Source organism: Neisseria perflava, from assembly GCF_002863305.2.
GTDB classification, from domain to species: Bacteria; Pseudomonadota; Gammaproteobacteria; order Burkholderiales; family Neisseriaceae; genus Neisseria; species Neisseria perflava_A.
On the sequence record NZ_CP136962.1, the window covers coordinates 370129 to 389635 of the forward strand.

At 48.5% G+C, this 19507-nt stretch carries 18 protein-coding genes and 2 tRNA genes; 12 read left to right on the plus strand and 8 right to left on the minus strand.

Features of this window, described 5'->3' with window-relative positions:
* Positions 1–135: 135 nt before the first annotated feature.
* The 3 genes from CYJ98_RS01645 to csx16 form a co-directional block, all read right to left on the minus strand.
* Entirely contained in the window at positions 136–1392 is a 1257-nt protein-coding gene (locus CYJ98_RS01645) for a hypothetical protein (protein WP_101755036.1), read from the minus strand.
* Positions 1393–1458: 66 nt separating this feature from the next.
* Positions 1459–4089, minus strand: coding sequence for a tetratricopeptide repeat protein (locus CYJ98_RS01650; RefSeq protein ID WP_101755037.1), 2631 nt, complete (start codon positions 4087–4089; stop codon positions 1459–1461).
* Positions 4090–4173: 84 nt separating this feature from the next.
* Complete coding sequence (gene csx16, locus CYJ98_RS01655; RefSeq protein WP_101755038.1) at positions 4174–4473, minus strand: CRISPR-associated protein Csx16; 300 nt, start codon at positions 4471–4473, stop codon at positions 4174–4176.
* Between the two features lie 375 nt (positions 4474–4848).
* On the opposite strand from csx16, the gene serS reads away from it, so the two are divergent.
* Positions 4849–6144, plus strand: a complete 1296-nt coding sequence (gene serS / locus CYJ98_RS01660) for a serine--tRNA ligase (protein ID WP_101755039.1) — start codon at positions 4849–4851, stop codon at positions 6142–6144.
* Between the two features lie 64 nt (positions 6145–6208).
* On the opposite strand, the gene CYJ98_RS01665 is transcribed toward serS, so the two are convergent.
* The 3 genes from CYJ98_RS01665 to CYJ98_RS01675 all read right to left on the minus strand — a co-directional run bounded on the left by CYJ98_RS01665 (position 6209) and on the right by CYJ98_RS01675 (position 7709).
* Complete coding sequence (locus CYJ98_RS01665; RefSeq protein WP_101755040.1) at positions 6209–6448, minus strand: DUF333 domain-containing protein; 240 nt, start codon at positions 6446–6448, stop codon at positions 6209–6211.
* 129 nt (positions 6449–6577) lie between these two features.
* Positions 6578–7381, minus strand: coding sequence for a basic amino acid ABC transporter substrate-binding protein (locus tag CYJ98_RS01670; RefSeq protein WP_049347925.1), 804 nt, complete (start codon positions 7379–7381; stop codon positions 6578–6580).
* Positions 7382–7457: 76 nt separating this feature from the next.
* Positions 7458–7709 carry an NGO1151 family protein gene (locus CYJ98_RS01675; RefSeq protein WP_070588139.1) on the minus strand — a complete coding sequence of 84 codons (252 nt, stop codon included), beginning with the start codon at positions 7707–7709 and terminating at the stop codon, positions 7458–7460.
* 162 nt (positions 7710–7871) lie between these two features.
* Between CYJ98_RS01675 and CYJ98_RS01680 the strand changes: the two genes are divergently transcribed.
* The 4 genes from CYJ98_RS01680 to CYJ98_RS01695 all read left to right on the plus strand — a co-directional run bounded on the left by CYJ98_RS01680 (position 7872) and on the right by CYJ98_RS01695 (position 10962).
* Positions 7872–8672 carry a hypothetical protein gene (locus CYJ98_RS01680; protein WP_101755041.1) on the plus strand — a complete coding sequence of 267 codons (801 nt, stop codon included), beginning with the start codon at positions 7872–7874 and terminating at the stop codon, positions 8670–8672.
* Positions 8673–8793: 121 nt separating this feature from the next.
* On the plus strand, positions 8794–9354 hold the full coding sequence (locus CYJ98_RS01685) for a DUF3465 domain-containing protein (protein ID WP_101755042.1): 561 nt from the start codon (positions 8794–8796) through the stop codon (positions 9352–9354).
* Between the two features lie 143 nt (positions 9355–9497).
* Entirely contained in the window at positions 9498–10667 is a 1170-nt protein-coding gene (gene metZ, locus CYJ98_RS01690; protein WP_101755043.1) for an O-succinylhomoserine sulfhydrylase, read from the plus strand.
* Positions 10668–10755: 88 nt separating this feature from the next.
* Positions 10756–10962 (plus strand): DUF2788 domain-containing protein, encoded by a 207-nt coding sequence (locus CYJ98_RS01695; RefSeq protein WP_003747401.1) that lies wholly within the window; start codon positions 10756–10758, stop codon positions 10960–10962.
* A gap of 67 nt (positions 10963–11029) precedes the next feature.
* On the opposite strand, the gene CYJ98_RS01700 is transcribed toward CYJ98_RS01695, so the two are convergent.
* The gene (locus CYJ98_RS01700; protein WP_101755044.1) at positions 11030–11821 is read right to left on the minus strand and encodes a Cof-type HAD-IIB family hydrolase; all 792 of its coding nucleotides are present in this window, start codon (positions 11819–11821) and stop codon (positions 11030–11032) included.
* 198 nt (positions 11822–12019) lie between these two features.
* On the minus strand, positions 12020–13411 hold the full coding sequence (locus CYJ98_RS01705) for a 3'-5' exonuclease family protein (protein ID WP_101755045.1): 1392 nt from the start codon (positions 13409–13411) through the stop codon (positions 12020–12022).
* 115 nt (positions 13412–13526) lie between these two features.
* Here CYJ98_RS01705 and CYJ98_RS01710 point away from each other — a divergent pair.
* The 7 genes from CYJ98_RS01710 to trpB all read left to right on the plus strand — a co-directional run bounded on the left by CYJ98_RS01710 (position 13527) and on the right by trpB (position 19476).
* Positions 13527–13603 (plus strand) — tRNA-Arg (locus tag CYJ98_RS01710).
* Positions 13604–13615: 12 nt separating this feature from the next.
* Positions 13616–13690: transfer RNA gene (locus tag CYJ98_RS01715), tRNA-Glu, on the plus strand.
* A gap of 168 nt (positions 13691–13858) precedes the next feature.
* Positions 13859–16084, plus strand: a complete 2226-nt coding sequence (locus CYJ98_RS01720) for a DNA internalization-related competence protein ComEC/Rec2 (RefSeq protein ID WP_101755046.1) — start codon at positions 13859–13861, stop codon at positions 16082–16084.
* Positions 16085–16486: 402 nt separating this feature from the next.
* Positions 16487–17119: a phosphoribosylanthranilate isomerase gene (locus CYJ98_RS01725; RefSeq protein WP_070625516.1), complete on the plus strand. Its 633-nt coding sequence runs from the start codon at positions 16487–16489 to the stop codon at positions 17117–17119.
* A gap of 24 nt (positions 17120–17143) precedes the next feature.
* Positions 17144–17746: a DNA glycosylase gene (locus CYJ98_RS01730; RefSeq protein ID WP_070625528.1), complete on the plus strand. Its 603-nt coding sequence runs from the start codon at positions 17144–17146 to the stop codon at positions 17744–17746.
* A gap of 4 nt (positions 17747–17750) precedes the next feature.
* Positions 17751–18161: a hypothetical protein gene (locus CYJ98_RS01735; protein WP_070625514.1), complete on the plus strand. Its 411-nt coding sequence runs from the start codon at positions 17751–17753 to the stop codon at positions 18159–18161.
* A 112-nt stretch (positions 18162–18273) separates the two neighbouring features.
* Complete coding sequence (gene trpB / locus CYJ98_RS01740; protein WP_101755047.1) at positions 18274–19476, plus strand: tryptophan synthase subunit beta; 1203 nt, start codon at positions 18274–18276, stop codon at positions 19474–19476.
* Positions 19477–19507 lie beyond the last annotated feature (31 nt).

The window sequence follows — 19507 nt, forward strand, 5'->3', positions numbered from 1 at the left end:
AAAAGAGCAGCCGAAAGACAGACTTTTCGTTATCCGTCGGAAAACTTGTGATGCAGATTATAGCTTTGTACTCTGTATTCGACAATGCTTTTTAGCTGTTTCAGACGACAGTAAAGTGTTAAGGGGATTTTGATGTCAGTTTGTCAGGATTTTCAGCGATTCTTTGTTGACGGCGATGATGATTTGGATATTTTTGGCGGCGCAGTTGCGCTCGAATGCCGTCCATTGCTGCGGCTTTGCATTGTTTTTAATGACGGGCGACAAAATCAGGACGCGGCGCACTTTGCCCATGTTGAGGCTTTGGTCGATCACTTGCCTTAGTGGGTCTGCCAGCTTGCTTTCGGAGCTTAAATCGGATTTGAGCTCGCAAAAAATCAGTTGGTTTTTACGGAACAGCAAAATGTCGGTTTCGTTGCCCTTACTTTCTCCTTGTATCAGTTGCAAACCTGTCTCCAGTTCTTCGTCTTTCACGCCGTTTTCTTTCAACCATGTGTAAATGAGTTGTTCAAACCAGTCGCCGCTTATCCATTTTTTCCAATAGTGAGTTTGGGTTTTGTTTTTTTTGTATTTGATGGGTAGGATCAGTCCTTTTTCGTCTAGGCGGATTTGGTCTTGTGGGTCAATCAGGTTGATCAGCCTTTCAAGAAAGGGTTTGAGCTCGTCGGGTTGTGCAAGCCCGAACGCTTGCCATTCAAGCAGGATTTCTTTTTGGTCTTTGGGATATTTTTGTGTCCATGCGTTTTCCAATACGGGCATAACGGCGGGGAACAGATTGCCGTTTTCAGGCTGCTTCATGTTTTGGGCGGCAAAACGCATTTGGGCAAGGGGCAGGCTGTCGGGATGCTTGATAATGGGGTTGGGGCTATGTTCGCCGATTTCGTCGGCATAGAGTTTCAAGCCGTCGCGCAGGGAAAATCGGTTGTGTAGGACGATTTCGTCCAGAAATGCCAGGTTGTCGGGATTGAGGCGGTCTATGTGGATTTGGTTGCTGCTGCGTTGGAAGGCTTGGTAGTGCATCTCCTGCCATATGCCGGTCTGGGCGGCAAGCATTTGGGACAGGATTTTTGTGCCGCCTGTGATGTTGAGTATGGCGTTTTTGGCAATGCGGTGTTCGGCGCAGTAGGCTTTGAAGACGGTTTGCAGCCAACTTTGGATTTCTTTGGTTCGTTCGCCGAAGAGCTTGCCGCCGCTTTGAAAACCGAGTTCATGGATTTTGCCGTGAAATTGCTCGCTTTGCTCCAGTGTGTTTTTGAAACGGATATGCGCGTTTTTTCCGGCCACCCAGTCGGTGACGATGAGGTGGACGTTTTGGGGCTGCAGGTGTAGGCAGGCGCGGTATTCGGCGATATTGTGTTCGGAGAGGATGATAAAGTAGTGTTGGATCTGTGACATATGGTTTCGCTTTGCTTGAGGGTTTCAGACGGCCTGAAAAAGGTTTGCCGCGCCGGTATGTTTCTTTTATTTGAAGTTAAACGGTAAACAGGCTTTTAATGCGGCAAGTAGCTTTTCTGTCTCGGCTTCGCTTTGTTGCAGGACTTGCAGGGCTGCATGAGGTGCTTGGGGAAGCTGTGCTTGCAGGCAGGCGGCTTCGGCGGCAATGGGGTAAGGGCAGGATTTGCCTAAGCCGAGCCTTTCTGCCAAAACGGCTGTTACCAGTGCAATCCATTTCAGGGTCAGGCCGTCTGATTCTTCATTTAGGGCAAGGTTAAAGGCTTCTGAGGCGATATAGTCGTTGCCTGCAAAGTGTGCCAGCCAGCCGCGCCATAGCTGGATAAGCTGCCATGGGTGTCCTGTGTCGCTCTGCCAGTTTGCTTCGTTGTTTAAATAGGTTTTTTGTGCGGATGCGGTTTGCTGCGGATAGGCGGCAAACAGGCGCAATAATGTATGGTGGGTAAAACGGTCATCCGGGCTGACTGAGAATTTTTTGGCGGCTTTGTCTAAGTCGTTTCCGAAAACGGATGTGGCAAGCGGCTGTATATTTTCCCATTCTTCTCCTGCGTCCAATGCATTGTGCAGTTGGTACAGGCTGGTTTGACAAATGTCTTTTTGCGCTGCGGCCGGATCGGATAATTTTTTAAATGTTTCGACCGCTTGGTCGAAGAAGGATGCGGCGGTTTGGTGTTCTCCCAAAAAGGCGTATACCTGCCCCATACCTGATTGCAACCTGCCGTATTGTTGTCGTCCGACAGCCATTTCAGACAGGGTGAGCGCGTGTTCTAAAATTTGTTTGGCGTAGTCGAATTCGTATATGTTGGTGGCGGCTACGGCCAGGCGGTTATATACCTGCGCGACTTCCGGAGCGGCTTCCTGCTTCAGGGCGTTGCCGAGGTCAAGCAGGTTTTGCACGGCTTCCATGCGCATCCTGCCTTGGTGGTTGTCGGCCGCAAGCCGGGCTGCTTGAAAACGTAGTTGTAATAGTGGCGGCAGTTTGTTTTCTGCCGGGGCGTAGGTTTGCAGCCAACCTAAGATTTCGTCCAGGTCTTGTGGACGGTAATCTTTTTCGTTCAGGCGGAGGCGGACTGTTTGTAAATAGTTTTGCCAAATTTCAGGCTGCGTTTTGCAACGTGAACCGAGTTGTTGCATGGCTTCTCGCAATAGGCTGTGTTCTGGTTCGTCTGACAGGCAGCAGACTGCTTTGAACCACTCTTGCGACGACAAGGCTGTCTTGCCATCCAGTGCGGCGTAGATGCGTTCTAATTCGCCGCTCTCGGGCGTAAGGAAACAATGCCCTTTGAATTTGGCATTGGTCAGACGTTTTTTGGCAGAGGAGCCACCCCAGCAGTGTGCCAGTGCATCTACATGGGCAAGATAGGGATGTTCGCCTTTTGGGACGATTTCTAGAGATAAAGTCAGTTGGCTGAAACGTGTTTCATCTATGCTTTGTAATTCGCTTTGCAGTAAATGTTTTAAAATCTGTAAATCGGTCGCGGAGTTGAAGTCGCCGCGTTGTTCAATAAATACACTCACTTTTTTGTCGCCTTCGTTAGGCAGGGGTAATAGGCGTAAAGTAAGTTGCAACAGACGGTACACACCGCTAAACCAGCGCGGGCGGTTGAAGGAAAGCGGATCTTTGGCTGTGATACCCAGTACGCCTACCGGTTGCGAGAGAATGTTGTTGATGACTTTATCCAGCAGTTCGGGTTTTTCTTCCGCTGCGTGGAATGTTGCTGGCAGTTTGTCCAGTTTGGCTTTTCCTTTCGGAATGACCAGTGCAACGTATCGGCCTAAGCTGTGGTCGTTTATGGATAAACTTTCTGCATGTTCAAACTCTTTGCCTGTTTCGTCAATGACGATTTCCCAGTCGGCATTTACAGGAAGGTGGCGCAGGCTGTTGGGGTGGTGTTTGCTAAATTGGGGCGTTTGTACTGCACAGTCTTGTGTGTGGACGAAATTTTTTTTCTTGTCTTTTCGCTTGTTGAGTTTGCTCAGTGTGAAGGATAAGTGATCTTTGATGCGTTGGCTTAATTTTTGGTGAGTTTGTTGCTCATCAAACCAAGCCTTTAGGGATGTCTGGTCGCCTTTTTTGAACAGGGTTTCTAATTCTTGAGCCAGCAGACGGGCACGTTCTCCCTGTTGTTTACATTGTTGGGCGCGACTTGCCAATTCTTTACTGCGTTGCGCAGCGAGGTAAAGGAGCTCTTTTACTTTTTCTTGGTTGTCTTTGCTGTCTAAGCCCCATGAGGTAATTTTGAAAATTTCAAATAGCAGTGCACCGTCCTTCATACCTTCAGACGGATTGTTTGGCTGATTGGTTTGTTTTTTGGTAGAGGGAGAGGCTGCGTCCTGTTGTTTTTTTTCGGGTTGTACGAAAGAGGACAACGCGTGTTTAAGATCGATAGATTGTCGTGTTTGTCCGTCCAACCATTGTTGAGGGTCTTGTGCGATAAAAAGACGGCTTTTGGGGAAACGCTTCCATGCAGCTACTAAGAATGACGCGGGAGTATCCGGTAAGCACAAAATGCAGTCGGCCGTCTGAAAACGGGATAAGTGATCAGGCACGTTTTCTGATTGAATATTGTATTGTTGCCAATCGGGAATGGTAGAGGCAAGTTGTTCGGCAGTGCTTAGGGCAATGATGGTTTTGGACATGGAAGACTCCTCCAAGTAATAGTATGGTAATTTTAAAATAATATCTTGTGTATTCAAGTGGATGTTTTTGAATGGTTTGGGGATTTATTCGGTAATTTTTGTGACTTCAAATCGTTGTAACGTTGCGCCTGCTACAGACATGGCCGCAGCAGTATGTTCGCTACCGCGTTCGTCGTAATCTTGCGGCAAAATTAAAAAATAAAATTTTGCGCCGCGTTTGCATACTTCTGCCGCTAAGTGTAAGGGTAGGGTTCCTAGAACCACATCGCCTGCTTGAATTTGCGCTGTATCCAGATGTGTTGTAAAGACATCTATTTGCCATTGCGGCTGTTGCTTTATCCATTCAATTGCACCTTGATGACGTGAAATGAAATAGGTAGCCATATATATCCCTTTTGAATTGCTGCTTTATTTTAATGTGATAACAGTTAGGTTGTGTAGTAAGACAAATTTGTCTGCTGAAAATGGATTTTCGGCAACATAGTAGGTTATAACTGGTTTTACAATTTACTTGTTTTGTTGGGCGATATCGCTTGAATGGATTTTGTACCTGTGTTGTTAATGAATATTAAGGAATTATGGCATATGCAGATTATGCAATTCAAGTTTAACTATTTGAAAGTATTAAGTGTGGATGAGCTATGCGAAATGATTTTTCTATAATTGATTAGCTGCAGGGGGCACTGACATGTGTTGCTGTGAAAATATCTTTAAATTGGTTTACAATAATGCCATTCTGAATCTTAACGAGAGAAAACAATGTTAGACATCCAATTGCTCCGCAGCAATACCGCCGCAGTTGCCGAACGTTTGGCCGCACGCGGTTATGAGTTTGATACCGCGCGTTTCAACGCTTTGGAAGAGCAACGCAAAGCCGTTCAAGTGAAAACAGAAGAGTTGCAGGCTTCACGAAACAGTATTTCCAAACAAATCGGTGCGTTGAAAGGTCAAGGCAAACACGAAGAAGCTCAAGCTGCGATGGATCAGGTTGCCCAAATCAAGGCGGATTTGGAGCAGGCTACCGCTGATTTGGATGCCGTTCAGAAAGAATTGGATGCTTGGCTGCTGAGCATTCCGAACCTGCCGCACGAAAGCGTGCCTGTCGGTAAAGATGAAACTGAAAACGTTGAAGTCCGCAAAGTCGGCACACCGCGCGAATTTGACTTTGAAATCAAAGACCATGTTGATTTGGGCGAGCCTTTGGGCTTGGATTTTGAAGGCGGTGCGAAACTTTCCGGCGCGCGCTTTACCGTGATGAAAGGCCAAATCGCCCGTCTGCATCGCGCTTTGGCTCAGTTCATGCTGGACACGCACACACTGAAACACGGCTATACCGAGTATTACACGCCTTATATCGTGGATGACACCACTTTGCAGGGCACGGGTCAACTGCCTAAATTTGCAGAAGATTTGTTCCACGTTACCCGCGGCGGTGATGAGAGCAAGAAAAAGCAATATCTGATTCCGACCGCCGAGGTGACGCTGACCAATACTGTTGCCGACAGCATCGTAGCCGGCAGCGATTTGCCGTTGAAATTGACTGCGCATTCCCCATGTTTCCGCTCCGAAGCGGGCGCATACGGCAAAGATGTGCGCGGTTTGATTCGCCAACACCAATTTGACAAAGTGGAAATGGTGCAAATCGTTCATCCGGAAAAATCATACGAAGCGCTGGAAGAAATGGTCGGTCATGCTGAAAATATTTTGAAAGCGTTGGAACTGCCATACCGCGTGATCACTTTGTGCACCGGCGATATGGGCTTCGGCGCGACCAAAACCTACGACTTGGAAGTTTGGGTTCCGGCGCAAAATACTTATCGTGAGATTTCCAGCTGCTCCAACTGCGAAGATTTCCAAGCTCGCCGCATGAAGACGCGTTTCAAAGATGAAAACGGTAAAAACCGTTTGGTACATACTTTGAACGGCTCAGGCTTGGCAGTCGGCCGTACTTTGGTGGCGGTTTTGGAAAACCATCAAAATGCCGACGGCAGCATTAATGTTCCTGCTGCGTTGCAACCGTATATGGGCGGCGTGACCAAATTGGAAGTAAAATAATCGCTGTTTAAATAAAAGGCCGTCTGAAACTTGGGTTCAGACGGCCTTTTATATGATTGGGCAATTATTTGTTGTGTTGACGGAAATATTCCCATTCTTCAACGACTTTACCATCAGGCAAGTGGCACACGCCGTATTCGCTACCGTCTTTATCTTTTTTGATTTCGGATTTGCCGCCTTGTTTGACGCAGAACTCGGAAGCCGGATTGGCTGCGCCGACGTTAGGAGATTCTGGTTTTTCAGAAGCGGAGCAGGCGGCCAAAGCGGTTGCGGCAGCGAGGCTGAGGATGATGGGTTTGATCATGGCGTGTCTTTCATTTGAAAGATAAAAACAAGCTGATTATAGGGGATACTTGCGTTTAATGGCGTTAACCAGATTAAAGGCCGTCTGAAAAGTTTTCAGACGGCCTTTAGTTTAGGAGGTCAAACCAGATTATTTGGCTGCTTCGGTTTTTTCTCCTTCTTTAGCAAAGTATTTGGCGTAAATTTTGTCGTATTCGCCACTTTCGCGTACTTTTTTCAGCGCATCGTTCAACATTTTGATGGTTGCTTCGTCGCCTTTGCGTGCAGCGATACCGTAGTTTTCGATGGTGAAGTCAGGCAGGGAAATGAAATCCAAGCCTTTAGTCGGGTTGTTTTTCACATAGTTGGCAATGACCGCGCTGTCGCTGACTACGGAATCCAGACCGCCGTTTTCCAATTCTTTGATAATCAGGGGAACGCTTTCAAAGCGGGCGATTTTCGGATTGTCGTTGCCCAAGAGTTTGGAAACGGAGAAGTCGCCTGTGTAGCCGGTTACCACGCCGACTTTGGCCATGTTTTTCAGGTCTTCGGAAGAGGCCACTTTTTTGCCTTTTGGAACGAGGACGACTTGGGTGATTTCAAAGTATGGGTCGCTGAAGAGCATGCTTTGTTTGCGGTCGTCAGTGATGGTTACGCCGGACATAACGATGTCCACATCGCCGTTGTTCAGAGAAGGGAAGAGGCTTTCCCATGGCTGGTGTTTGAATTCGACTTTGAAGTTGCCGGCTTTTGCCATGGCATTCATCAAATCTACGTCAAAACCTTCTACTTTGCCAGCAGAATCCAAAGATTCAAATGGGGCAAACTCGGCGTTAGAGCCGACACGGTACACTTTATCGGCAGGAGCAGAGGCATTGTTGCTTTGACCGCCGCAGGCAGTCAGGGCAAGGGCGGAACAAGCGAGGGCAGTGGCCAGCCATTTTTTCATGTTCATGATATGTGCTTTCTTAATAAAATGTTAACGGATAAAATCTTAGTTTAGCATAATTTTGTGAACAAACTAGCCGAAATCAGTGGTCTTTTTCTCGGAAAAATGCGTAGGTTACGTCATGGAAGAGGTCGGTGTGCGGACTGTCTTCGTAGCTTAATTCTGCCAACGCGTCTTCAAAGGCAAGCTGGATGGATTCTACGGCATCGTTGGCCATGTCGGAGGGCAGGGAACGGATGAGGCCTTTGAGGGCGGTGGCGAGGACGTGGTTTTGCATACGCAAAACGTCGTTGGCTTCTTCCAAGTATTCGAGGCGTTGTTCGATGCTGCTCATGATGTATCCTTGAGTATTAAATAAAATAGTGATTATATAGCGAATTAATATTAAAATGTGACGCTTGCGCCGGCTTGCCGGAAATGTCCAACCATCGGCCGTATTTCAAGTGATTTTAGGTTTGAATGCGGTTCACAATAAAAATGAAAAAACGAGATTATTATGGAAAACAACCGTCTTGACCCCACAGCCCTCGAGGAAGAAGACCTGAATTGGGAAAAACGCCTGGAAAGATTGCGTCAGGCACGACAATTCAATACCGCGCCGACTCATGCGCCATTGGTCAAAAAATCGGACGACGCTGTCGATGTTGCGCCCAAAACCGCGTCTAAAAAAGAATATAAATTAGATGCGGACAATCGTGAAAAAGTATTGGAAGAATATTTGTACCGCTGGCAGTTGGAACACAATACTGCCCTCGCAGACGAGGGAGAAGCAGTGGAAACCGATGCGATGGTGGTTTTGCAGGATAACTGGTTGAGCGCGCAATCGGCATTGCAGGCTGCGGCTTCAGAGCGTCATATCGAATCGACGCGCACTGTCAGACTGAATCCGAAATCAGGTGCCGTAAATTTTGATGCGCCTGAAGTGGAAGAAACTGAAAAACCGGAAAATGATGATGCGCAAGCGGCTGAAGAGGCAGTTTCAGACGGCCTTGAACAAGAACCGGCCATCAATGTCCATATCAATGTATTGAACCCGCAAGCGATTGGTCGCCGAGAAGTATTCTGCGTTTCTGAAAAAGATTTGACCGAGCGTCTGATTAAGCGTTTGCGCCCCCATGTGGCCGATGCGGTCAACGGCATGATTCGGATTGCCGTACAAAAACAAATGGCCTTGTTCACTTATCAGTTGCAGCAAATGCTGAACGAGCAGGCGCCGGGCTTGGTGGAGGATGTGTTGGAACACAACGTCAAACGTATTTTGGACGATATGAAGACTGAAATGAAATACCGCCGCTGAGCATCCGGGCCGTCTGAAAAGTCTCAGACGGCCCTTGGCATAAATTTCCCTTAAAATTTTGCGAAGCATGTATAATGGCGGCTCACGTTTTCGTGATAAATATCCTTTCTAAATAGTTGATATGCCCGATGCAGAATCGGGCATTTTTTTTGAGATTGTTATGAATAAAAATAAAATCATTGTATTGCTGATTGCTTTGGTTGCCGTATTTGCCTATAACAAAATGCAAAACAAGCAGTCGGTACAATCGCAGAATCAGCAGAAAATAGAAGCCGTTCAAAAACAAAATAATGCGGGCAAAAAGAATGCCGATACGGCTCAGCAGCAAATCGGTTCGGACAAGGAATCAGCCGAAGCGGTTTTGAAACAGGCGTTTGAAAACGAACAAAGCGATATTCAGGTTGAGGGCGAGGGCACGGTATGGAAAACCCTGCCGGATGACAACAAAGGCACGCGCCACCAACGCTTTATCTTGAAGCTTTCCAGCGGTCAAACGCTTTTAGTGGCACACAATATCGATTTGGCCGATAAAATCAAAGGCTTGAAAAAAGGTGATAAAGTAGCGTTTTACGGCGAATATGAATGGTCGGAGCAGGGCGGCGTTATCCATTGGACGCACCATGACCCGTCAGGTCGGCATACTGACGGCTGGTTGAAACACGATGGCCGTCTTTATCAGTAAAAACGGTTTTCCTGTTTTTTCAGACGGCCCGAAACACGGCCTTCGGCTTGAAAGATGGTAGAAATCGGCGCAAAATGTTAACAAGTTAAACAGACGGAAAATATTGTTCCGTCCATTGGAATACACAGTAGATTGGAAAATAAATGAACAAAAAACTTCATCCGCAAACGCTGGCCATCCGGGGCGGCAAAGAGCAGACCGAATATCGCGAACACAATCAGGCGCTGTTTTTGACCAGCAGCTTCATGTGGGAAAGCGCGCAACATGCGGCAGATTTGTTTTCCAAAAAAATTAAAGGCTTTACCTATACCCGTACAGCCAATCCGACTACTGCCGCTTTTGAAAAACGCATTGCCGCATTGGAAGGCGCAGAGCGCGCGGTAGCCACTTCGACCGGTATGTCTGCAATTCAGGCGGCGTTTTTTACCTTCTTGCAAGCAGGCGACCACGTTGTTTCCAGCCGCAGCCTGTTCGGCACGACCGTCGGTTTCATCAACAACATCGTTACCAAGTTCGGCATCGAAGTCAGCCATGTATCGCCAACCGATGTAAATGAGTGGAAAGCCGCGGTTAAAGACAATACCAAATTGCTGTTTTTAGAAACTCCGTCCAACCCATTGGGCGAAGTTGCCGATTTGGAAGCGCTGGCTGAACTGGCGCACAGCATCGGCGCGCTTTTGGTGGTGGACAACAGCCTCTTGTCGCCCGTCGGTTCGCAGCCTTTGAAACACGGTGCGGATATTTCCGTTTCTTCTGCAACCAAAGCCATCGACGGCCACGGCCGCGTGATGGGCGGCGTATTGGCCGGTTCGGAAGAATTGATGACGCAAGTTGCCATGTATTGCAACTCTTGCGGGCTGGCGATGTCTCCGTTTAATGCATGGCAGTTGTTAAGCGGCGTGGAAACCCTGTCGCTGCGTATGGAAAAACAGTTTGACAATGCGCTGAAAATCGCACAATGGTTGAAAGAGCAGCCGCAAGTCCAAGCCGTGTACTACACCGGTTTGCCCGACCATCCGCAGGCAGAGCTTATCCGCAAGCAACAAAACGGTGGCGGCATCGTCATCGGCTTTGAAGTCGCCGACCAAGAAGCCGCATGGAAAGTCGTGGACGGCGTGGAGCTTTTCTCCCGTACTGCCAACCTCGGCGATGTGCGCTCGACCATCACCCATCCGTGGACAACCACGCACGGCCGGATGCAGCCTGAAGAAAAACTCGCCGCCAATATCCGCCCGGGCTTGATCCGCCTCTCTGTCGGTTTGGAACACATCGACGATTTGATTGATGATTTGCAACAAGCATTGAACAAATAATCTAAAAACAAATTTCAGACGGCCTTAAATTTTAATAGGCCGTCTGAAAGCAATTAAACACACATCTTAAGAATAAAAGGAAAAAATAATGTCTGAAGCAGAATTCGCCTCGTGGGCAATGAAAATCCTCCTCACCGGCCTGATTATCTTTTTGGGCTTTATCGTTTGGAACTTGGGTAAAGAATCCAAAGCCGGCAAATTCGGCATTGCCATGCTCTTCTTGGTTTTGGGCTTGGGTGTGTTTGGATTCGTATTTAAAGAATTATTGATTAGCTTTTTGGTATTGCCGAAGTAGGCAGGAAGTTTATTGATAGAACAAGGCCGTCTGAAAAAATGTTCAGACGGCCTTTTGATTTGATGTTTTAAATTACGCCCAAGTCTTGCAAGCCGCGCAATACGCCGTCTTCATCGACACTTGGGCAGACGAATTGTGCAGCAGCTTTAGCAGCTTCTTCGCCATTGCCCATGGCAACGCCAAAGCCGACGGTTGACAGCATTTCCAAGTCGTTGAAGCTGTCGCCGAATGCCATCACTTTGTTCATATCAATCCCCAGTTTTTCTACTGCGTGAGCAATGCCTCGTGCTTTTGAACCTTCTTTGCGCAGCAGATCCACAGCATATTCATGCCAGCGGACGGATTTGAAGCCGTGTTGCTGGGTCAGTGGGTGCAGGATTTTTTCTTCTCCCTTATCCACAAAGACCAACATTTGATAAACAGGTTGTTTGCGGAAATATTCTTTGTCAGTCAGGAAGTTGGGCAGGATATGCGATAAACCTTCGACAACGCGCGGCGAATGTGAGGAAACGGCAATTTCTTGGTTGTTGACGAATGCGTAGTCTATTTTATGTTGTTCAAGCAGGTTGATGGCGGTTTCGATGTCGGCAATGTCCAACGGGTAGCTTTGCAGGGGTTTGCCGCGAAAGGAAATATATTGGCCGTTGATGGTAACGAGCATGTCGATACCGCATTCTTGAATCAAGGCTTTGACTTTGGCGGGAATGGCGGCTTCTGGACGACCGGTGGCAATGGCAGTCAAAATGCCTTTGGCTTTCAATTCGCGCATGGCTTGGGCAACCGAAGGACGTAAGGTATCCGTGTATTTGCGGTAGAGGGTGTCGTCGATGTCAAAGAAGATGATTTCAGGGTTGTTCATGGTTCACTCGTTGGGCTGGGTATACACAGCTTTCATTGAAAATTGTGTGAACAGCTTGTGTATAAATTGGTTTAGTATTTGATTGCTATTATAAAAATAAGTTCTGATTAAATTTTAGGCAGATTTTTATTTTGGGAATAAAGCGGAAAGTTATTCACAATAGGCCGTCTGAAGATTTGGTTTTCAGACGGCCTTGTTTTAAGCAATCAAACGGATATTTTCTTTGTCTTGCCTGAATTTGTTTTTAATCACGAGAGGCAGGCTGCTGTCGAAATACCAGCTTCCATCAGGCAATGCCAACGCGCCGCCGGCGCAGAGCAGGGTAATGCTGTTTCCGGTCAGGGGATCGGTTTCGGTAATTTCAATTTCGTGCGCTTTGCCCCAATCGGTTACGGGGAGCAGGGCGGCAAGTTCGGTAATGCGTTGATTTTGATGTTTGATGCCGTTTGGATGGCGACAGTTGCCATTGCATTTTCCGACGGCCTCAACTGGGCAGGGTTCTCCCTTTGCGTAGCTGGTCGGCAAAATGTTGAGCGAATCTGGGCAGAGCCTGTGTTCTTGCGACCATTGTGTCAAGGCGCGTTTGGCTGCTTTTTTGTGGGCAAACAAACCGTATGGACGCCAGTTTCTGGTGCCGCTGTTTAACAAGACAATGCGTGCTTGAAGGCTGCCGTGTTCGTCCGCGATAAAGCGGACGGTAGAAAACGATGTGGACTTTTCAGACGGCATCAGTTGGTATTCCTGCATGGTCTGTGCTTTGAGCCATAATGTATGAAGCTGTCCGACTGCCGGAATAAAACGGATGGAGGCCGCAGCTTTGATGTGCGGTGGCAGTTTTTTGCTGTGCAGCAGGGTAGCGGTTTCACTGTATGCGCGTTCGTGTGCTTCAATGGATTGGGCTTTGCTGAAATGGTCAAACCAAACCAATACACCGTAACTGTCGGGCAGGGCATAGAGCTGTTGGGCAAGCGAATCAGGCAGCCAAGTGGGCAACATTTTCGGATTCATCAATACACGGACGTGTTCGTCCCATTGTTGATGATTTTTTTCTGCTAGACTTAATTCGAGATAATCACACAATGCGGCAACATCGGTCATGGCACGGTGGCGGTTGGCCGTCCGAATGCCGGTGCGTTCGATAATGCTGTCGAGACTGTGTTTGTAAAATTCAGGATACAGGCGACGAGACAGTTGAACCGTACAGAGAGAGGGTGCGGCAAAGTCAGTATGGATACGGGCAAACTCGTGACGCAGGAAGGTATAGTCAAAGCGGCTGTTGTGGGCAACAACCACTGCACCTTGCAACAGCGGCAACAAATCGCCTGCAATATCGGCAAAGACAGGCGCGTTTTTCACCGTTTCATCATGAATCCCGGTCAGTCTGGCAACGAATTCGGGAATGCTGCGGCAAGGATTGACCAATTGCTCGTAATGTGTGGCGCGTCCTTGCTCAAAACGAACAAGGGCGACTTCCGTTATCCTGTCTTGATAGAAATTTCCACCGGTCGTCTCCAAATCCACCACGACCACAGGCCGCCCCAAACGGGAAAATGCTTCGGATAAGAGCGGCCAGCGTACGAAATCTGACATTTTATTCTCTGTAAATTCAATAGCAAATGCGCATTTTACACGCTGTCTGCAAGTTTTCCAAATAAAACGCTTGACAGTAAATAGGCCTCTCTTTATAATTCAAATCTTTCTTGATGCACCCGTAGCTCAGTTGGATAGAGTATCTGGCTACGAACCAGAGGGTCGGGCGTTCGAATCGCTCCGGGTGCGCCACAGAAAATCTCCGCGCCCATCGTCTAGCGGTTAGGACATCGCCCTTTCACGGCGGTAACCGGGGTTCGATTCCCCGTGGGCGTGCCAGTTTATAAAAAAGCGCAATCTGTTTCAGATTGCGCTTTTTTGCGTCTATTGGTTTTGAAATGATTTGAACCTCTCTTTTTATCAGTTAACGCTGGTTGGTATTTGTCATAATATACTAAAAGCATTTATTATTACATATCTAATAATCATAATTTAAGGGAAGCGTTCATGGCGTGGCGGTTTGTGTTGCCTGCTTGGGTGGTGGGTGTAGTGCTTTCGTTTGTTTTGCCGGTTGTGCCGCCATGGTGGGTTTGGTTGTCTGTAATCATTGGCGCGCTTGCGTTGTGTCGAAGATTTGCTGTGGCTTGGTTGGTGCTAGCTGTTTGCGTGGGCATGGCGTTTGGTGTGTGGCGGACCGGGCTGGTGTTGGCCGGTCAATGGCCTGTAGGGGAGGTGGCGGCTAAAGTTTTGACGGTTGAAGTGGCGGATATGCCGCGTGATGATGGTCGGCGCGTGCAGTTTGCGGCAAGGGCTTGGGATGAGCGTGGGCAGGCTTTTGATTTGATGTTGTCGGATTATCAGCGGCGCGATTGGACGGTGGGCAGTCGGTGGTCTGTATCGGCGCGGGTAAAGCCGGTGATCGGTGAAGTGAATGTGCGTGGTTTGAACCGTGAAACCTGGGCTTTGGCCAATGGCATCGATGGCATGGGTACTTTGGGGCGCGACAGGAAATTCGTGCGGCAAGGTGGCGGTTTCGGTTTGGCTAATATGCGTGATGCGGTAAGCCGGAGTTGGCAGAGAACAGGGGACAAATATCCTGAGTTTTCAGACGGCATAGGGCTGATGCGTGCTTTGAGTATTGGCGAGCAATCGGCGTTGAGGCCGCCTTTGTGGCAGGCATTCCGCCCTTTGGGACTGACGCACTTGGTCAGTATTTCGGGCTTGCATGTGACGATGGTGGCGGTATTGTTTGCCTGGCTGATTAAGCGAATTTTCCGTTATTTGCCGTGGATTCCGGCGAAACCGCGTGTGTGGATATTGGCCGGTGGTGTTGCCGGTGCTTTGTTTTATGCGCTTTTGGCCGGTTTTTCTGTACCGACGCAACGCAGTGTGTTGATGTTGGCTGCGTTTGCGTGGACATGGTGGCGCGGCAGTGGCGGCTCGGGCTGGACGGCGTGGTGGCAGGCTTTGGCCGTTGTTTTGCTGTTGGACCCGTTGGCTGTATTGGGCGTGGGAACTTGGTTGTCTTTCGGCTTGGTTGCTGCTTTGATTTGGGCTTCATCAGGCCGTCTGAAAGAGTCGGGCTGGCGTTTGGCTGTACGGGGGCAATGGGCGGCAACGGTATTGTCGGTGGTATTGCTGGGCTATTTGTTTGCGTCGTTACCTTTGCTCAGTCCGTTGGTTAATGCGCTGGCTATTCCTTGGTTTTCTTGGGTGTTGACGCCGTTGGCTTTGCTGGGTTCGGTTTTCCCGTTTGAACTTGTCCAGTTGGTAGCGGCATTTTTGGCGGAATATACTTTACGCGGTTTGGTATGGCTGGCTACGGCATCGCCTGAATTTGCCGTCGCAGCGGCGCCCGTGCCTTTGCTGGTATTGGCGATGATGGCGGCTTTGCTGTTATTGTTGCCTAAAGGTATGGGCTTGAAACCTTGGGCATGTCTGGTTTTATTGGGTTTTGTGTTTTACCGTCCTGCCAAGTTGGAGGAGGGGGTGGCAAGAGTTACCGTGATGGATGCAGGGCAAGGTTTGTCGGTGTTGATACAAACGCGTAACCGCAATCTTTTGTTTGATACGGGAACGGAGCAAGTGGCGCAAACAGGTATTGTGCCGAGTTTGAACGCTATGGGCGTGCGCCGTTTGGACAGCCTGATTTTGTCGCACCATGATATTGACCATGACGGCGGTTTTCAAAGTGTAGCGGCTGTCGGTACCGATAAATTGCTTGCCGGACAACCTGAGTTTTATCCGAATGCAGAGTTTTGCCAAGAAGACAAATGGCAATGGGACGGCGTAGATTTCGAGTTACTCAGGCCGTCTGAAAATGCAGGCAAGGAAGATAACGACCAAAGCTGCGTATTGCGTGTCGTAGCAAACGGCAAAGCCTTGTTGATAACCGGCGATTTGGGCGTGAAAGGTGAGGCCGGTTTGATTGAGAAATACGGCAATGCGCTGTATAGCCAAGTGTTGGTGTTGGGACATCACGGCAGCAGCACGGCTTCGTCAGGCAGCTTTTTGCATACGGTTTCGCCACAATATGCCGTGGCATCTAGCGGCTATGCCAATGCCTACAAACATCCGACCGTTGCCGTACAAAATCGTGTCCGCGCGCATGGTATTACTTTATTGAGAACGGATTTGTCTGGCGCGTTGGTGTTTGCTTTGGGACAGGACGATATATTTCAAGGCCGTCTGAAAAAGGATAAGTTTTATTGGCAGAAGAAACCGTTTGAGTAAAAAGGCTAAAAGGCCGTCTGAAAGACTTTTCAGACAGCCTTAATATTTTTTATTGACGGGCATTATCCAAATTTTGTGTGAATCCAATTGTGGATAGTTTATTTTACTCATTGATAATAAAGGATAAAATAAATTTGATTAAATAATAGGCAAATAGAAAAGAGGAAAATAATTACAAAGTTATTAGTAATAATCGGTATGATGTTCTGTATATCAAGCAGAGCCTAAAGCAGCACAGAGTTCGCACGTTTCTATAATGAAGATGCTGCGCAACTGACAGCCGCCAATATTATCGGCTGATGGTTGTTTTAAAGTTTAAGGCCGTCTGAACCTGATATTTCATGTTCAGACGGCCTTAAACTTATATAATATCCGACCCAACTGTTTAAAAAGGCTATCGCCATGAACACCATACGCACCAAAATTTGTGGTATTACCCGACCTGAAGACGCGCTGGCTGCGGCCGAATTGGGCGCGGATGCTATCGGGCTGGTGTTTTACGCCAAGAGTAAACGGGCAGTGAGTATTGAGCAGGCTCAGGCGGTTGTGAAAAATCTGCCGCCGTTTGTATCGGTGGTGGCCTTGTTTGTGAATGAAAACGAGCAAACCATCCGCGAGATTTTGCGTCAGGTGCCGATAGATGTGATTCAGTTTCACGGCGATGAAGACGATGATTTTTGCCGTCGGTTTGACCGCCCGTATTTGAAGGCTGTGCGCGTACAGTCCGCTGCCGATATTCAGACGGCCTGTGCCAAATTCCCGAATGCCCGCGCTTTGCTGTTTGATGCTTATCATCCGACCGAATACGGCGGTACGGGACAAAGTTTCGACTGGACCATGTTGCATGGCAATATCGGCAAACCGTGGATACTTGCCGGCGGATTGACGGCGGAAAACGTTGCCGAAGCGGTAAAAATCAGTGGCGCGGCGGCGGTGGACGTGTCCGGCGGCGTGGAAATCTCCGGCGGGATTAAGAGCAGGGAGAAAATGGCGGCGTTTATTCAGGCAGTAAAGGCCGTCGGAAATTTTGTTTGAATGAAAAACAACCGGAATACAAATATGCAAGAGCCAATCGTCGAGTCTCACCCTTTCGCAGCCTTGTTGCCGCCGCAGGCAACGGTCATGATGATGGGGACGTTTCCGCCTAAAGAAGAGAAACACGCGATGCAGTTTCATTATCCGAATTTTCAAAACGATATGTGGCGTGTGTATGGGTTGGTATTTTTTGGTGATGCGGCACATTTTCAAAAGCAGGGCGAAAAGGCGTTTGATGCCGATAAAATCAAAGCGTTTTTGAGTGAAAAGGGGATTGCATCCTGTCCGACCGTATTAAAGGCAATACGCGAACATGGCAATGCTTCGGATAAGTTTTTAAAAGTGATAGAAACCGTCGATTTGGCGGCAGTATTGGCGCAAATGCCCGAGTGCCGCCATCTTTGCACCACCGGCGGCAAGGCAACTGAAGTTTTGTTGGAGATTCAGGGCAGCGGTATGAAAATGCCGAAGACCGGCGAAACAGTACCGTTCCCCTATGCGGGGCGTGATTTGACTCTGACGCGCCTGCCTTCGACTTCGCGTGCCTATCCTTTGAGTTTGGCGAAAAAGGCAGCGGCGTATCGGGCTTTTTTTGAAATGGCTGGATTGACTGTTTTTCAGGAGTAAGGCGATGGATCGTTATGAAATCTCTTTAATGGCGTTTATGGCTTTGTGGTGGCTTTTAAATGTCGTCTCAGTGTGGCTGAAGGCCAAACAATGGCATATAAAGGTATTGCTGGGCGGAACGCTTTTGTATGTGATACAAATATCTGCAGTCATTATGTCTGTTAACGGCCTTAATTGGATATTTTTGAATATAAGCACTATAAATACCAATGAGTTGATTATTGCTTTGCTTGTGCTTAACTTTCTAGGTTGTTGGTTGCTGGCACTGTGGCTGGGGATGTTGACATTGAAACTATGCCTGAGAAACAAAAACGAAGAAAAATATATCGCGCCGCCGTTGGGTACGGCATTGATTGCAACATCGAGCTGTACGCTGTTGTTCCTATTTTGTCTGCTGATATTATTATTCAATTAGTTGCCGACAAGATGAATGGAAAACGGCTATAATTGCTGACAATTTTTACTTTCAGACGGCCTTGTATTGAATCAGGCCGTCTGAAACCATAAAACGAACAAGGAAAAATCCCATGAAAAATTATCACGCTCCCGACGAGAACGGCTTTTTCGGCGAACACGGCGGCCTGTACGTTTCCGAAACCCTGATTCCTGCTTTGCAAGAATTGGCAGAAGCCTATAAAGCAGCGAAAGAAGATCCTTCATTTTGGGAAGAGTTCCGCCATGATTTGAAACACTATGTCGGCCGTCCCAGCCCTGTTTACCATGCCACGCGATTATCCGAGCATTTGGGTGGCGCACAAATCTGGCTGAAGCGTGAAGATTTGAACCACACCGGCGCACACAAAGTCAACAACACCATCGGTCAGGCTCTGCTCGCCCGCCGCATGGGCAAAAAACGCGTGATTGCCGAAACCGGCGCGGGTCAGCACGGCGTGGCTTCGGCAACTGTTGCCGCACGCTTCGGCATGACTTGCGACGTGTACATGGGCGCGGACGACATCCAACGTCAAATGCCGAACGTGTTTCGCATGAAATTATTGGGTGCGAACGTGGTCAGCGTTGACAGCGGCAGCCGCACGCTGAAAGACGCGATGAACGAAGCCATGCGCGAATGGGTGGCGCGTGTGGATGATACGTTCTACATCATCGGCACTGCCGCAGGCCCTGCGCCGTATCCGGAAATGGTACGCGATTTCCAATGCGTGATCGGCAATGAAGCCAAAGAACAAATGTTGGAAGCCATCGGCCGCCAACCTGATGTTGCCGTTGCCTGCGTGGGCGGCGGCTCGAACGCCATCGGTTTGTTCCATCCCTATATCGAAGAAGAAAACGTACGTTTGGTCGGCGTAGAAGCAGGCGGTTTGGGCGTGGATACCCCCGACCACGCCGCACCGATTACCAGCAAAGCCCCTATCGGCGTATTGCACGGTTTCCGCAGCTATTTGATGCAGGACGAAAACGGTCAAGTCTTGGGTACGCACTCCGTTTCTGCAGGCTTGGACTACCCAGGCATCGGCCCGGAACACAGCCATTTGAACGACATCAATCGCGTAGAATACACCGTAGCCAAAGACGACGAAGCACTCGAAGCCTTTGACTTGCTCTGCCGTTTCGAGGGTATTATTCCTGCGCTGGAATCTAGCCATGCCGTTGCTTGGGCAGTCGCCAATGCGCCGAAAATGGGCAAAGACCAAGTGATTCTGGTCAACCTGTCCGGTCGCGGCGATAAAGACATTAATACCGTGGCGAAACTTAAAGGCATTGAGTTGTAAGCCTTATTGATTGAGCAGTAAAGGCCGTCTG

Excerpts from the sequence above, each read along its gene's own strand:
- CYJ98_RS01735 (WP_070625514.1), top strand. The coding sequence starts at position 17,751 with ATGGATCGTTATGAAATCTCTTTAATGGCGTTTATGGCTTTGTGGTGG.
- CYJ98_RS01680 (WP_101755041.1), top strand. The coding sequence starts at position 7,872 with ATGGAAAACAACCGTCTTGACCCCACAGCCCTCGAGGAAGAAGACCTG.
- serS (WP_101755039.1), top strand. The coding sequence starts at position 4,849 with ATGTTAGACATCCAATTGCTCCGCAGCAATACCGCCGCAGTTGCCGAA.
- CYJ98_RS01645 (WP_101755036.1), bottom strand. The coding sequence starts at position 1,392 with ATGTCACAGATCCAACACTACTTTATCATCCTCTCCGAACACAATATC.
- CYJ98_RS01725 (WP_070625516.1), top strand. The coding sequence starts at position 16,487 with ATGAACACCATACGCACCAAAATTTGTGGTATTACCCGACCTGAAGAC.
- CYJ98_RS01650 (WP_101755037.1), bottom strand. The coding sequence starts at position 4,089 with ATGTCCAAAACCATCATTGCCCTAAGCACTGCCGAACAACTTGCCTCT.
- CYJ98_RS01730 (WP_070625528.1), top strand. The coding sequence starts at position 17,144 with ATGCAAGAGCCAATCGTCGAGTCTCACCCTTTCGCAGCCTTGTTGCCG.
- CYJ98_RS01695 (WP_003747401.1), top strand. The coding sequence starts at position 10,756 with ATGTCTGAAGCAGAATTCGCCTCGTGGGCAATGAAAATCCTCCTCACC.
- CYJ98_RS01665 (WP_101755040.1), bottom strand. The coding sequence starts at position 6,448 with ATGATCAAACCCATCATCCTCAGCCTCGCTGCCGCAACCGCTTTGGCC.
- CYJ98_RS01670 (WP_049347925.1), bottom strand. The coding sequence starts at position 7,381 with ATGAACATGAAAAAATGGCTGGCCACTGCCCTCGCTTGTTCCGCCCTT.
- csx16 (WP_101755038.1), bottom strand. The coding sequence starts at position 4,473 with ATGGCTACCTATTTCATTTCACGTCATCAAGGTGCAATTGAATGGATA.
- metZ (WP_101755043.1), top strand. The coding sequence starts at position 9,498 with ATGAACAAAAAACTTCATCCGCAAACGCTGGCCATCCGGGGCGGCAAA.
- CYJ98_RS01705 (WP_101755045.1), bottom strand. The coding sequence starts at position 13,411 with ATGTCAGATTTCGTACGCTGGCCGCTCTTATCCGAAGCATTTTCCCGT.
- CYJ98_RS01675 (WP_070588139.1), bottom strand. The coding sequence starts at position 7,709 with ATGAGCAGCATCGAACAACGCCTCGAATACTTGGAAGAAGCCAACGAC.
- CYJ98_RS01685 (WP_101755042.1), top strand. The coding sequence starts at position 8,794 with ATGCCCGATGCAGAATCGGGCATTTTTTTTGAGATTGTTATGAATAAA.
- trpB (WP_101755047.1), top strand. The coding sequence starts at position 18,274 with ATGAAAAATTATCACGCTCCCGACGAGAACGGCTTTTTCGGCGAACAC.
- CYJ98_RS01700 (WP_101755044.1), bottom strand. The coding sequence starts at position 11,821 with ATGAACAACCCTGAAATCATCTTCTTTGACATCGACGACACCCTCTAC.
- CYJ98_RS01720 (WP_101755046.1), top strand. The coding sequence starts at position 13,859 with ATGGCGTGGCGGTTTGTGTTGCCTGCTTGGGTGGTGGGTGTAGTGCTT.